The sequence below is a fragment of the uncultured Desulfobulbus sp. genome (assembly GCF_963662935.2).
Taxonomy (GTDB): domain Bacteria; phylum Desulfobacterota; class Desulfobulbia; order Desulfobulbales; family Desulfobulbaceae; genus Desulfobulbus.
Genome location: NZ_CAXXTL010000002.1, coordinates 480,036 through 494,773 on the forward strand (window position 1 = coordinate 480,036; position 14,738 = coordinate 494,773).

At 57.9% G+C, this 14,738-nt stretch carries 6 protein-coding genes; 5 read left to right on the top strand and 1 reads right to left on the bottom strand.

The window, feature by feature from the left end; all coding sequences use genetic code 11:
- Nucleotides 1-20 precede the first annotated feature (20 nt).
- The 5 genes from ACHZCX_RS06460 to ACHZCX_RS06480 all read left to right on the top strand — a co-directional run bounded on the left by ACHZCX_RS06460 (nucleotide 21) and on the right by ACHZCX_RS06480 (nucleotide 13,281).
- Nucleotides 21-2,330 (top strand): PAS domain S-box protein, encoded by a 2,310-nt coding sequence (locus ACHZCX_RS06460; RefSeq protein WP_319586421.1) that lies wholly within the window; start codon nucleotides 21-23, stop codon nucleotides 2,328-2,330.
- Nucleotides 2,323-4,683, top strand: a complete 2,361-nt coding sequence (locus ACHZCX_RS06465; RefSeq protein ID WP_319586422.1) for a response regulator — start codon at nucleotides 2,323-2,325, stop codon at nucleotides 4,681-4,683. The genes ACHZCX_RS06460 and ACHZCX_RS06465 overlap by 8 nt, the downstream gene beginning before the upstream one ends.
- Nucleotides 4,680-7,553, top strand: a complete 2,874-nt coding sequence (locus ACHZCX_RS06470; protein ID WP_319586423.1) for a PAS domain S-box protein — start codon at nucleotides 4,680-4,682, stop codon at nucleotides 7,551-7,553. The genes ACHZCX_RS06465 and ACHZCX_RS06470 overlap by 4 nt, the downstream gene beginning before the upstream one ends.
- Entirely contained in the window at nucleotides 7,550-11,230 is a 3,681-nt protein-coding gene (locus ACHZCX_RS06475; RefSeq protein WP_319586424.1) for a PAS domain S-box protein, read from the top strand. Before ACHZCX_RS06470 ends, ACHZCX_RS06475 begins: the two co-directional genes overlap by 4 nt.
- A gap of 314 nt (nucleotides 11,231-11,544) precedes the next feature.
- On the top strand, nucleotides 11,545-13,281 hold the full coding sequence (locus tag ACHZCX_RS06480; RefSeq protein ID WP_319586425.1) for an ATP-binding protein: 1,737 nt from the start codon (nucleotides 11,545-11,547) through the stop codon (nucleotides 13,279-13,281).
- Nucleotides 13,282-13,537: 256 nt separating this feature from the next.
- On the opposite strand, the gene nhaA is transcribed toward ACHZCX_RS06480, so the two are convergent.
- Nucleotides 13,538-14,719, bottom strand: coding sequence for a Na+/H+ antiporter NhaA (nhaA, locus tag ACHZCX_RS06485; RefSeq protein ID WP_319586426.1), 1,182 nt, complete (start codon nucleotides 14,717-14,719; stop codon nucleotides 13,538-13,540).
- Nucleotides 14,720-14,738: the final 19 nt, after the last annotated feature.

The following is a 14,738-nucleotide window of genomic DNA, read 5'->3' on the forward strand; positions in this document are numbered from 1 at the left end:
CACCGAGAGAAAGAAGCATCATGCCGATACTTGACAGATCTTTGGGCATTCTTCTGACCTGTCTGCTGTTCGGGGCAGCCTGGCCGGTTCACGCTACAGAACTCCTGCCCCACGGACCCATCAGGGTGGGCATTTTTCCCCTTGAGCCTTTGAATTTCATCGGCAAGAACGGCGTTGCCCAAGGGCTCAACCCTGCTCTGCTCGACAAAATGGGCAGCGAAGAGGACTGGGAGATCGAATATATCCCCTGTAGCTGGGCGGAATGTCTGGATCGACTGCAACAAGACCAGATCGACCTGATGGTCTCTGTTGCCTACACGCCGGAACGAGCCGAGAGCATGGAGTACGGAAACGAGCCGGTGGCTGAAGTCTGGGGGCAGATTTTTGTCCACCAGGAAGCAGGGACAACAACCATTGCCGATCTCGCCGGCCGCACGGTTGCAATCATGCGCAAGGACATAAGCGGCACCAATTTCATCAGGACTGCCGGGAGCCTTGGCGTTCAGTGCATCATCAAGGAATACTCGACCCATACCGAGGTATTTGCCGCTGTCCACAAAGGCGAAGCGGCCGCCGGAGTTGCGCCCCAGCATTTTGGCCGACGATATGCCGGCGAATACAACCTGGTCGGCAGTCCCATCCTGTTCAGCCCCTTCCCCATCTATTTCGCCAGTAAGAAAGGAAAACAGCTCGAACTGCTACGTCACCTCGACGCCTCTCTCGCCTCCTGGAAAAAAGACAAGGACTCGTTCTACTTCCGGAGCCTCAAGAAGTGGGTGGGCAATTCCGGCCAGGAAGAATTGTTTCCGCCCTGGCTGCGCTTTACCATGCTGATAACTGCCGCATTGGCGCTGATCTTTGCTGTTTTATCCCTGTACCTGAAAAGAGCAGTCAGATTGCGAACGGAAGAACTCAAGGAGAGCGAGACCAACTACAGATTCGTTATCAACTCCATGGAGGAGAGTCTTTCGATCATCGATGCCAATGGCGCCTTCCTGCTTGTCAATGAAAAGGCTGCAGAGAATCTGACCGGATCGGCCTCCAAAGAGATCGTCGGGACAAACATCCGAGAACTCGTTCCCCATGAGCAGGGAGAACAGCTCACAGCCGCCTATCGCCTGGTAGCCGAAACTGGGCAGTCCCTTGTCCAGGAGGTAGCTGTTACCCTGCCGAGCGGCGAACGGTGGTTTTACAACCGGCTCCAGCCTCTGGAATATGGGAAAAGCAAGACCAAGGCGGTGCTCTCCCTCTCCCTGGACATTACCGAACGCATTCAGGCAGAGAAGGCCCAGGCCGCAAATGAGCAGAAATATCGTGACCTCTTTGAAGCCAACATGGATGGCATCTCCCTCTTCAGGATCACCCCGGACAGGACACCGGCATGCTTTCTTGACATGAATGAGTCGGCCGCCGCCATGGTGGGGTATTCAAAACGCGAACTGGCGGGAATGACAGCAACGGATGTTGAAAAAGACAGCTCGCCGGAACGCATTGCCCAACGACTGGCAACTCTTGAAAAAACAGGCCAAGCCCGATTTGAAACGACCCTGATTGCTCAGGACAAGCGGGAAGTTCCGGTTGAGATTCTGGTCCGTTCCATTACCTATGAGGGTGCACCGGCCATGATGAATATCGTCAGAGACATCAGCAAACGCAGGCGGGCGGAGGAGGCTCTGCGGGCCTCCCTGGCAGAAAAGGAAGTGCTGCTGCGCGAGGTGCATCACCGGGTCAAGAATAACCTGGCGGCCATTGTCGGGCTTTTTGACCTGCAGCGCCAAGCCATGGACGACCCGCAGGCCCTGACCATTCTGGCTGAATTGAGCGGCCGGATCAGATCCATGAGTCTGGTGCATGAAAAACTCTACCGCTCTGAATCCCTAGCCAGTATCGATTTTCAGGAATATCTCCAGTCGCTCATCTCGCATCTGCGCACGTCCTTCGGCACGGCTCGCATCCAATGCGATATCGCCGCTGCGGGCGTGTTCATGCCCCTGGACCTGGCCGTGCCCTGCGGCATGATCATCAACGAACTGGTCACCAATTCGCTTAAATATGCTTTCCCCGAGGGCTTGACGCATCCGGAGGACGGCAATTGCCGCATCCATGTTGCTTTGAACCGCGACCACGAGACCTATACTTTATCCGTGGCCGATAACGGTGTTGGCCTGCTGGCTGATTTCGATTGGAACACCGCCAAAACCGTGGGCCTGGTTTTGGTTCGGATGCTCGGTCAGCACCAGTTGGGCGGCCGCTACGAGGTCGATCAGCGGCAGGGCACCAGGTTCACCCTCACCTTTACCCTTCGCAACCGGGACCATACCAATGACTAAGGCAAATATTCTCATTGTTGAAGACGACGGAATCCTGGCTGCCTGCCTGCAGGCAATGGTCGGCCGCATGGGCTATGCGGTGGCGGGTACTCTGGCCAGCGGAGAAGAAGCCGTTGCCTTCATGGCCGGCAAGCAGATTGATCTGGTGCTCATGGATATCGAGTTGGCCGGACCCATGAACGGCATTGAGACCGCCGGGGTCATCTGCCGATCAACGGATGTCCCCATCGTTTTCCTGACCGGATATTCCCATGACCCCCTGTTGGAACAGGCCAAGATAGCCGCTCCCTACGGGTATCTGATCAAACCCGTGCCGGAACGGGAACTGGCCGCCACCCTGGCCATGGCCCTGCACCGTCACGCCTTAGACCGCCAGCTCAGGCAAAGCCAGTTAGCCCTTGCCGAGAGCGAACTGCGCTATCGCACCCTCGCCAATTCCGGCCAGGCGCTTATTTGGACCAGCGGCCCTGACAAGCTCTGCAACTATTTCAATGAGCCCTGGCTCCGCTTTACTGGTCGGACCCTGGAGCAGGAGGTGGGCAACGGCTGGACAGAAGGGGTTCACCCGGAGGACTTTGACCGCTGCCTGCAAACCTATGTCACTGCTTTTGACAAACGGGATAAGTTCAGCATGGCCTACCGTCTGCGGAATGCTGACGGCGAATACCGCTGGTTGCAAGACGACGGCACGCCCCGATTCGACAGCACCGGCAACTTTCTCGGATATATCGGCCATTGCCTCGATATCAGCGAGCTCAAAAAGGCAGAAGCAGCCCTGCAGGAAAGCGAAGCACAATATCGCCGCATTGTTCAAACCGCCCAGGAAAGTATATGGGGGATGGATGCGCTGATGCGGACCACCTTTGTCAACCCGCACCTGACCGCGATGCTGGGCTATGCACCTGAGGAAATGCTGGGCCGCCCCATTGACGATTTCATCTATCAGGATGATCTCCATGACCATCACCTGCAAGTGCAGCTACGACAGCACGGCAATAATGGCCGCTATGAGCGCAGGTTATGGCACAAGGAGGGCCGCATTGTCTGGACCCAGGTCTCCGCCACCGCGGTACAGGACAGTGCTGGCCGGTTCGCTGGCTCGTTTTGCATGTTCACCGAAATCACCGAACGCAAGCGGGCCGAGGAAGAGCGCAAACGGTTGCAGACCCAGCTCATCCATGCCCAGAAGATGGAGGCCATCGGTACCCTGGCAGGCGGCATTGCCCATGACTTCAACAACATCCTCGGAGCTGTCCTCGGCTACGCCGAAATGGCCAGGGACGACACCCCGCACGACTCAGCTGTGGCCAGGGATCTGAACAAAGTGCTGGAAGCGGGTAACAGGGCCGCGGCCCTGGTCAAACAGATCCTCGCCTTCAGCCGCCAGAGCGCCAGCGAACGGGTCGCCCTCGACCCCGCCCGGACCGTCAAGGAGGTAGCCCAACTCCTCCGTCCGAGCCTGCCCTCGACCATTGCCATCAGCCAGCACATAGCCGCTACCCGACCCATTTTAGCCGACCCCACCCAGCTGCACCAGGTGCTCATGAACCTCTGCACCAACGCCTTCCATGCCATGGAGCAGACCGGCGGCGCCCTGGAGATCGCCCTCGGTGACCGCGAGTTGACAGCCGCCGACCTCGGCCAGCAGCCGGGAATCCAGCCCGGCGACTATGTGGCGCTCTCCGTCTCCGATACCGGTCCGGGCATCGCCCCCGAGATCCGGGAACGCATCTTCGAACCATATTTCACCACCAAGGGGGTCGGCCAGGGTACCGGCTTGGGGCTTTCCATCGTCCATGGCATTGTTGCCGAACATGGCGGTTTCATTACCTGCGAGAGTGAACCAGGCAGAGGGGCGACCTTTCGGGTCTTCCTGCCGGCCATCAATGGAGACATCCTGCTTGCAGACACCACTGCCGAGCCGGTTCCCACCGGCAGGGAACGCGTCCTTCTGGTGGATGACGAGGAAATCCTCACCGAGATGGGGCAAGCCATGCTGGAGCGGCTGGGGTACGAGGTGACCGTCCGCACCGGCAGCCTTGAGGCGTTGGCCACTTTCCAGAATGAACCGCACCGTTTCGACGTGGTCATCACCGACCAGACCATGCCGGGAATGACCGGCCTTGATCTTGCCCGGAGGATGTTGCAGATCCGCCCCGACCTGCCGATCATCCTCTGCACCGGCTACAGCAACCTCGTCACCGCGGAACAGGCCACGCGCTACGGAATCAAGGGGTTTGCGATGAAACCTTTAGCAAAAAAAGAATTGGCCACCCTGCTGAGAACCGTCCTCGACGGGGCGGATCCTCCCTGCGGCAGCACACCGCCCAACGATGGTGGGGAGGCACGATGAACCCCACGGATAACCGATCCAACCACGCTGCTACATTGCGCAAACCCGCCGAGGCAGTCGCCCAGATCCATTCACCGCAGTCCCCGGACGACCTCACCTCCCTCTCGCTTGAAGAAATCCGGCGGATGTTCCATGAACTGCAGGTGCATCAGATCGAGCTTGAGATGCAAAACGAGGAGCTGCGCCGAACCCGGAATGAGGTCGAAACCGCAAAGAAACGCTATTTCGAACTCTACAACCTGGCACCGGTGGGGTATTGCACCATCAGCGCCCAAGGGATAATCCTGGAGACCAACCTCACCGCCGCCGCCCTCCTGGGCATTGCCAGAGAGGCAATGGTCGGGCAACCTCTCTCCCGTTTTATCATCGCGAATGACCAGGGCGTTTATTTTCTATTCCGAGAACAGCTCCTAAAGACCAAGGAACCGCAGAAATGCGAACTCCGGCTGGTGCATGCAGACGGCACCCTATTCTGGGTGCAGCTAGACGCCACCGCTGGAACCGCTGCAGGCGGCACTCCCGAATGCCACCTGGTCATCAGCGATATCAGCCTGCGCAAACAAGCCAAAGAATCGTTGCGCTTAAGCGAGAACCGGCTCCATCTTCTTGTCCAGAATTCTTCTGATAGCCTGGTCATCATCAATGCCGACGGCACCCAAAGGTATGTCAGTCCAGGGGCAGAGAGAATCACCGGATTTTCGATTGCTGAACTGGAGGGCAGAGCAATCGACACCCTCATCCATCCCGACGACATGAACAACGTGGTGGCCGCCTGGAATGAGGCTGTCGAACATCCGGAAAAGACCGTGACTGTCCAGTACCGGCATATCCACAAAACACGGGAATGGGTCACCTCGGAGGCCATTGCCCAGAGCTTCCTCGACGAGCCTTCCATCAACGGGGTTATCGCCAGCGTCCGGGACATCACCGAGCGGGTGCATGCTGAAAAGGCGCTCAAGGACAGCCAATCCCTGTTGAACACCACTCAGCGGTTCGCCCAAATCGGCGGCTGGGAATGGAATGTGGCCGAGCAATCCATGACCTGGACCGACGAGACCTACCGTATCCATGGCCTTGCTCCTGAGGACCAGCCGACGCTTTCCGCCGAGCTCATCGAAAGGAGCCTGGCCTGTTATCTTCCCGAAGACCGGCCCTTGATCGCCGAGGCCTTCCGGCGTTGCGCTGAATCGGGTGAACCCTACGATCTCCGTTTTCCCTTTCTCGCCGCTGACGGCAGAAGACTCTGGATTCGCACCATGGGCGAGCCGATGCGAAAGAAAAGCCGGATTGTCCTGGTGCGCGGCACCATCATCGATATCACCCGCGAACAGCAGATGAAAAACCTCCTCCAGGCCCGCCTCCGCCTGAGCGAGGCATCGGCCTTTCTATCCCTGGACACGCTGCTCTCGTGCGTCATGGACGAGGCCGAGACCCTAACCGGCAGCCAGGTCGGCTTTTTCCATTTCGTTGAACCGGATCAACAGACGCTCTCGCTCCAGGCCTGGTCGCGCAATACCCTGGCCCACTTCTGCACAGCAGAAGGCAAAGGGCGCCACTATCCCGTGGACCAGGCGGGCGTCTGGATTGACTGCATCCGCCAGCGGAGGGCGGTCATCCACAATGACTATCCCTCTCTACCCCACCGCAAGGGGTTACCGCCCGGTCACGCCGAGGTGCGGCGCGAATTGGTGGTCCCGATTTTCAGGAACGAAAGCATCGTCGCCGTCTTCGGCGTGGGCAACAAGGCACAGGAGTATGACCAGGAGGATATCGATCTGGTAACCAGCCTGGGTGACATGGCCTGGGATATTGTCCTGCGCAAGCGGACCGAGGAAGGATTACTGCGAAGCGAGGAGCGATTCCGTAAGCTCCTTGAGAGCCTCCCGGCGGTGGCGGTTCAAGGTTACAGCCCCGACGGCACGACGCAATACTGGAACCAGGCCTCCGAACAGTTGTACGGATACAGCGCGGAAGAAGCTATCGGCCGCAATCTTCTGGACCTGATCATCCCACCGGAAATGCAGGACGCGGTTCGGCAGGCAATAGGGCAGATGGCTGAAACCGGGCAGCCCATTGCCGCCTCGGAGCTCGCTCTCATGCATCGCGATGGCTCCCGGGTGGCGGTGTATTCCAGTCACCTTATCCTCGAAATTCCGGGGCAGCCCCCCGAACTGTTCTGTGTGGACATCGACCTCACCGAACGCAAGGAAAACGAGGACCATCTCGCCGCCGCCCTGGCGGAAAAAGAAGTGTTGCTGCGCGAAGTCCATCACCGGGTCAAAAATAACCTTGCGGCCATCGTCGGCCTTCTGGACATGCAGCGCCGCATGCTCGTCGATCCTCAGGGCCGTGATATCCTCACCGAACTGGGCGGCCGGATCCGGAGCATGAGCCTGATCCACGAGAAACTCTACCGCGCCGACAACCTGGCACGAATCAATTTTCAACACTACCTTCAGGCCCTGATTTCCCATCTGCGCACCTCCTTTGGCTCGCCGCGCATCCATTGTCAAGCCGAAGCCCAGGGCGTCGAGATGCCGCTGGATCTCGCCGTGCCTTGTGGTATGATTATCAATGAACTGGTGACCAATGCTCTGAAGTACGCTTTCCCCGGAGGCCTGCCTGCCCCGGGCAACGACACCTGCCGCATCTGGGTCCGCATGCAACTGGAAAATGGGGTCTATACCCTGAGCGTCGCGGACAACGGCGTGGGCCTGCCGCCCGAATTGGACTGGACCGGCGCCAAGACGCTGGGCATGGTGCTCATCCGCATGCTCGGCCGCCACCAGTTGGGCGGCAGCTATGAGCTGGACCGGCAGGAGGGACTCCGCTTCACTCTTACTTTCAGCGAACAACGAGGCAGAAAATGACCACAGCCACCCTGCTCATTGTTGAGGACGACGGTATCCTCGCCGCCAACCTTGAACACATTCTCACCGACCTCGGTTACGGGGTGCTCGGCCCCGTGGCCACCGGCGAGGAGGCGATCACGCTGCTCCGGGATCATCCGGCCGACATGGTGCTCATGGATATTGAGCTGGCCGGGGAACTGAACGGGATCGAGACCGCCGAGATCATCAATCACTCCTCGGATGTGCCCATCGTCTTTGTCACCGGATTCTCCCATGACCCCCTGCTTGAGCAGGCCAAAATCGTCGCCCCCTACGGCTACCTGATCAAACCTGTGCCAGAGCGGGAACTCGCGGCGACCGTGGCCATGAGCCTGCACCGCCACTCCCTCGACCGGCAGCTCAGGGAAAGCCGCGTAGCTCTGGAGGAAAGTGAGGCCCAATATCGGCATCTTTTCGAAAATTCGCCGATGGGCATCTTCCGCACCACCCTGGATGGCAAGGCTCTGCTGGTGAATGCGGAGATGGCGCGGATGGTCGGCTGCGTCTCGCCGGAGGAGGCCGTCAGGGAATACACCGATCTGGCCAGACAATTCTATGTCGATCCGAAAAAAAGATACGAATTCATTGCCTTGCTGCAAGCCCACGGCGAAGTCAGGCAATTTAAATATCAGGGAAGAAAAAAGACCGGCGAAACCATCTGGGTGGTGATGAACGCCCGACTGACGGCCATCGGTGCAACCGGCAGCCCTGGTGAGAAACAAGTGATCGACGGCTTTGCCCTGGACATCACCGAACAAAAAAAGGCCGAAGAGGCCGTGGAGGAAAGCGAGCAGCGACATCGCCATTACCTCGAAAATACCCCCTATGGCGTCTTCGCGGCCGATACCCAGGGGCATTATACCCAGGTCAATCCATCCGCCTGCAGAATCACCGGCTATGCGGAACATGAGCTGCTGACCATGCACATCGCCGACCTCCATTTCCAGGAGGATTGGCCGGAACTCCAGAGCCACTTCCAGACGGTTCTCCGGGATGGCCGATTCCAGGGAGAAGTGCCCTTCCGGATGAAAAACGGCGAGCGCCGCTGGATGTCGCTCACCGCTCTCAATCTTGCCGATACCCGCGTTGTCGGATTTTGCAACGACATCACCGAGCAAAAACGGACACAAGAGGCGCTGGAAAGACGGATAATCGCTCTGGTCCAACCATTGGACAGTCTCAAAGAGATCGCCGTCGAAGAACTGTTCAACCTGCAGGACCTGCAACGCATCCAGGACGACTTCGCCCAGGCGACCGGCGTGGCGTCCATCATCACCCATGCCGATGGGACCCCCATAACCGCGCCCAGCAACTTCTGCCGACTCTGCTCCGGGATCATCCGAACAACCGAGATTGGCCGCGCCAACTGCTTCCGCTCAGATGCCCTGATTGGTCAAGCCTGCAAGGAAGGGCCGACAATCCAACGGTGTCTCAGTGGAGGGCTCTGGGACGCGGGGGCCGGCATCACGGTCGGCGGCCGGCACATCGCCAACTGGCTGATTGGTCAGGTGCGTGACGAAACCCAGACCGAGGAACAAATGCGAGCCTATGCGCGGCAAATCGGCGCCGACGAAGAAACGGTTATCGAGGCCTTTCACGAGGTGCCGGCCATGTCGCTCGACCGGTTTGAAAAAATAGCCCAGGCCCTATTCACCCTTGCCAGTCACCTGTCGGCCTCGGCCTACCAGAATATGCAGCAAGCCCGTTTTATCACCGAGCGCAAACGGGCGGAGCAAGCCCTGCAAGAGAGCAAAGAACAGCTGCAAAGCCTTTTCCGGGTCGCCCCGACAGGAATCGGCGTTGTTCGCGACCGCGTCTTTGTAGAGGTCAACACCCGGGTTTGTGAAATGACAGGATACACAGCCGAGGAACTCGTCGGCCAGAACGCTCGTCTTGTCTACCCCACCCAAGAGGATTTCGACTATGTCGGCAAAGAAAAATACCGGCAAATCCGCGAAGTCGGGTCGGGTGTCGTGGAGACACGCTGGCAACGCAAGGACGGGGTCATTCTCGATATTTTACTGGCATCGACGCCGCTTGACGCCGCTGGCCTTGCCAAGGGCTCAATTTTCACCGCCCTGGATATCACTGCGCGGAAGCGGACCGAGGCTTTACTGCGCGAAAGCGAGGCACGGTATCGCGAACTGGTGGAAAACGCCAACAGCATTATTCTGCGCATGGACAGCGAAGGAAGGATCTCTTTTTTCAACGAATATGCCCAACACTTTTTCGGGTATGCTGCCAAAGAGGTACTCGGCCGGAGCGTGGCAGGAACCATTGTGCCCGAGACCGACTCCACGGGCAAAGATCTGCGGGCCTTGATTGCCGATATCGGCCAGCGGCCCGAGTTGTACGCGACCAACGAAAACGAAAACATCCGCCGGGATGGGACGCGCGTCTGGGTCGCTTGGAGCAACAAGCCGTTTTACAATGAAGCGGGCGAGGTCACTGAAATCCTTTGCGTCGGGAACGATATGACCGAGCGCAAGCTGGCCGAGGAGGAAAAAAGGCACCTCCAGGCCCAACTGCTCCATGCACAAAAACTGGAGGCCATCGGCACCCTGGCCGGCGGCATTGCCCACGATTTCAACAATATCCTGGCGGCAGTGATTGGCTACGCCGACATGGCCCGGGAAAACGTCGCCGAGGGAACCACGCTGGCCAGGGATCTGAACCAGATTCTTAAGGCAGGCCACCGCGCCAAGGACTTGGTCAAGCAAATCCTCACCTTCAGCCGCCAGACCGAAAACGAGCCCACGACTTTCTTCCCTTCGGTTATCGTCAAAGAGGTGATCAAGCTGCTCCGGCCTTCCCTGCCCACGACCATCTCCATCGAACACCAGATCGACACGCAAGCCGGACCGGTGCATATCGACCCGACCCAATTGCACCAGATTCTAATGAACCTCTGCACCAACGCCTTCCACGCCATGGAGGAAAGGGGTGGCCAGCTGTCCCTTTCCCTGAAAAAAGTCAGCTTCGATGCCAACAACCTGCCTTCCGTGGCCCGCCCCGGCAATTACATTGAACTCTCGGTAAGCGATACCGGCACGGGCATAACACAGGACATTCGCCACCGGATCTTCGATCCCTTCTTCACCACCAAGGGGCCGGGCAAGGGCACCGGCATGGGGCTTTCCATCATCCACGGCATCGTCACCAGCTACAATGGTTTTATAACTCTCGACAGCATGCCGGGGCAAGGATCGGTGTTCCACGTCTACCTGCCGCAGGCTGAGCAGGAAGTGCTGCCCGAAGAAATCACCGCGGAGCCGGAACTCTCCGGCAACGAACACATCCTCTTTGTCGACGACGAAGAAGTGCTGGCCGCCATGGCGCAAACCATGTTGGAACGGTTGGGCTACCGAGTGACAGTCCGGAGCAACGGACTCGAGGCCCTCACCACCTTTCAGAACCACCCCGACCTCTATGACCTAGTAATCACCGACCAGACTATGCCAGGCATGACCGGGATGGATCTGGCCCGACGCCTGCTGCTGCACCGGCCCAACCTTCCCATCATTTTGTGCACGGGTTACAGCACTCTCATCTCAAAAGAGGAGGCCAAAGCCCACGGCGTTCGTGAATTTGCCCTGAAACCCCTGACGAAAAAAGATATGGCCACCTTGATTAAAAAAGTGCTCCATCCCGGATGATCAGGTCGCAGGGATGACCACATTGTAACATCCTCGCCGGGCGAAATACTGCAACACAGGCAAAGCCCACAAAATAAATCCGTGGCAACCCCACCCAGCCAAATCTCCACCCCTTTCGCCACGAGTACTAAGCGGTGCGATTTATTTTAAACAACCTCATGGAAAAGCTTGTTATTCTCAATTTTTCCCGTTAGCCTCTGTACCACAATGAGACAGTGCCCACCTCTTTCCTTGTCCATACCACCTGCTGGATGAACCAGCCGACCTCCGGACTCTTCGGAACGGCATTTTTAGTAATCCGCCACTGATCCATCATGAGCGACCACAGCGACATCCCGTTAACAAACCTGCCAAAATCTACGGCAAGGATTCTTGCATCGGCCACGAGTGCATCCGCCCTTGAGTTGGCGGACGATCGCAAGCAGGCTATCCACGAATCGCCGGACCATCAGGTCGAGCTGAAACTGCATAACGAAGAACTGCGAAAGACCCAGAATGCCCTCGAAGAAAGCCGCGCTCGCTACATGCATTTATACCACAACGCGCCCGTCGGCTACGTCGTCCTCGACAAAGCCGGGGTGGTCAGCGAAACCAACATCACCTTTGCCAAGATGGTGCATCAGGATCGAACGCAGATTTTGGACAGGCACTTCGGTGATTTTATCCATGCCGATGACCGCCCGAATTTTTTTGCCCGCTCCCCAGCCTTTTTTGAAAATCCCGCCGAAAAAAACCTGGAACTCCGGATCAACACACCTGGAAACACGCCTTCCTATGTCGGGCTTCAGGCAACCCGACAACATCGCTTCGACGACGGCTCGCCCTCCAGCCCCGATGAACTCCTACTGACCGTTACCGATATCACCGACCGGGTGGCCGTTGAAAAGGCGCTGACTGAGTCGGAACAGTTTGCCCGTTCGACCGTTGATGCCCTCTCCGCCAACATCGCCATTCTCGATGAAACCGGTCGCATTATTGCGGTCAACCAGGCTTGGCGGGAATTTGCCAACACCACCAGCGACCATCCCGAAACGATCAGCGAAGGGGCAAACTATCTTGCCCTCTGCCATTCGGTTCAGGGCACGGAGGCCGAGGCAGCAAAAAAACTCGCCTCCGGCATTGTCCAGGTGCTTAACGGCGAAATGGACATCTATTCCCAGGAGTATGCCTGCCATGCCCCGGGAAAAAATCCGTGGTTCAGCGGCATGGTGACCCGTTTCCCAGCCCGTGAGGGCAAACGGGTGGTGGTCGCCCATGAAAACATCACCGAGCGCAAAAAACTGGAAGCGGAAAACCTGAAATTGTTGCACCAATTGAACCAGAGGGAAAAAGAAGACAGCCTGGGGCGAATGGCCGGCGCCATCGCCCATCATTTCAACAACCTGCTCTTCGTTATCCTCGGTAACATTGAACTGGCGCTGGAGAATGCGCCATACAACCCGGTGCTGCAGCAGAGCCTCAGGTACGCGCAGGACGGGACCAACAGGGCGGCGGAGATCTGCGGCAAGATGCTCACCTATCTTGGCTTGACCATCACCGACAGGACCATGATCGATCTCAGCGCCGTCTGCCGCCAGAGCCTTCCCCTGTTACGGGCACTCAAGCCTGAGACCGCAACCCTTCACCCCAACTTTCCCGCCTCAGGCCCGACCCTTGTTGCCAGCGCCCGCCAGATCCAGGAACTGCTGAACATTCTGGTTGAAAACGCCTGGGAATCGAGCAACGATCAGCACTGCGATATCTACCTGACCATCGGCACGGCGGCCACGACCGATATTGCAGAACACCGCCTTCCCCTTGCCTGGAAACCGCAGGGGACGGCTTATGCCTGTCTCGAGGTTGCCGACAACGGTTCAGGCATTGCGGAAGAACACATCGAAAAAATATTTGATCCTTTTTTTTCCAATAAATTCATGGGCCGGGGCATGGGCCTCCCCATGGTTCTGGGTATCCTCCGCGCCCACAAAGGCTGCGTGACCGTCGTCAGCCAGCCCGGCCAGGGCACCACGGTCCGCGTCTATTTCCCGCTCTCCGAGGAAACAACCGGCTAATTCCGGTTTGCTTTCAAGTTGACACTTCCCGGCTTATCCTTTCGACCGAACGGGAGAATAGCCCGAGATTCCTCACCTGCATTCGGAATGACAAATCTTGGGATTGTAACCGCGTGGAATATACATGCTGACTAGAAAATCCTGAACACCTCTGCGAACAAGACGAATTTCTTGCATCTGCCCCCCTCGTCTCCCGACTTTTCCAGCTGCGTCCGGACTGAAAAAAATCGACCTGAAAAGGCGAGATGACTGCGGGCTACACTTTCTTGTTTGGAATTGGGACGGCAGCCCTTCGCAGGATCACATACCCGGCTGTTCCGGCGGCAACCGAACTGAGCAGAACCGTAATTTTGGCGCTTTGAATGGTGGCGGGATCGTTGAAGGCCAACAGCGTGATGAAAATCGACATGGTAAAGCCGATGCCGCCAAGCAGGCCGGCACCAAGGACATGGCCCCAGCGAACGTCGTCTGGCAAACGAGAGATGCCGAGTTTGACCGCCAGCCAGGAAACGAAGACTATCCCGAGAGGTTTGCCAAGAACCAGACCAGCGAAGATCCCCGCGCTGTTGGCCGTTGCCAGGCTGCCCAACCAATTCCCACCGAGGACAATCCCGGTGTTGGCCAGGGCGAACAGCGGCATGACCAGAAAGGCCACCGGATTATGGAGGGAATGGAGCAGAGTAGACGACGGCGAGTCCTCGTCGCCCCGGCCAAAGGGAATGGCAAAGGCCAGAAGAACACCGGCCAAGGTGGCGTGGACGCCCGATTTGAGAAGGCAATACCACATGACCACGCCGGGAAGTAGATAGAGGGCGAGTCGATTGACGCCCAGACGGTTGAGCGTCAGCAACCCCAAAAAAATGATCAGGGCCGAGGCAAAATAGGGCAGCGAAAAACCCTGCGCATAGAACAGGGCAATCAGGACAATAGCCCCCAGATCATCGATGATGGCAAAGGCGGCGAGAAAAATTTTGAGCGAGGCAGGAACCCGATCGCCCAACAGGGCTAATACCCCAAGGGCAAAAGCGATATCCGTTGCCATGGGAATGCCAATGCCAGCCTGGGTCGGCGTCCCCTGATTGAAGAAAAAATGAAACAGGGCGGGCAGAGCCATGCCGCCGAGCGCGGCAAAGGCCGGCAGAGTTGCCTCTCGCGGGTCGGAAAGTTTGCCAATGTAGAGTTCACGCTCGATCTCAAGCCCAATCAGGAGAAAAAACACCGCCATCAGGCCATCGTTAATCCAGTGTTCAATGGACTGATGCAGCTCCACTCCTGCCCCGGAAAAACCGATTTTCTGCTGCCAGAAGTCCAGATACCCCGGACCAAAGGATGCATTGGCGAGTGTTATCGAGCCGATCGTGGCCAGTATAAGGACGATGCCCGAGGCCTGTTCGCTGTTTAGAAATTTCTCAAAAAGGCCCATCTGCCGGTTTTCCATCTTCCTTCCTTGTCCTCAT

Excerpts from the sequence above, each read along its gene's own strand:
- ACHZCX_RS06465 (WP_319586422.1), top strand. The coding sequence starts at position 2,323 with ATGACTAAGGCAAATATTCTCATTGTTGAAGACGACGGAATCCTGGCT.
- ACHZCX_RS06460 (WP_319586421.1), top strand. The coding sequence starts at position 21 with ATGCCGATACTTGACAGATCTTTGGGCATTCTTCTGACCTGTCTGCTG.
- ACHZCX_RS06470 (WP_319586423.1), top strand. The coding sequence starts at position 4,680 with ATGAACCCCACGGATAACCGATCCAACCACGCTGCTACATTGCGCAAA.
- ACHZCX_RS06475 (WP_319586424.1), top strand. The coding sequence starts at position 7,550 with ATGACCACAGCCACCCTGCTCATTGTTGAGGACGACGGTATCCTCGCC.
- ACHZCX_RS06480 (WP_319586425.1), top strand. The coding sequence starts at position 11,545 with ATGAGCGACCACAGCGACATCCCGTTAACAAACCTGCCAAAATCTACG.
- nhaA (WP_319586426.1), bottom strand. The coding sequence starts at position 14,719 with ATGGAAAACCGGCAGATGGGCCTTTTTGAGAAATTTCTAAACAGCGAA.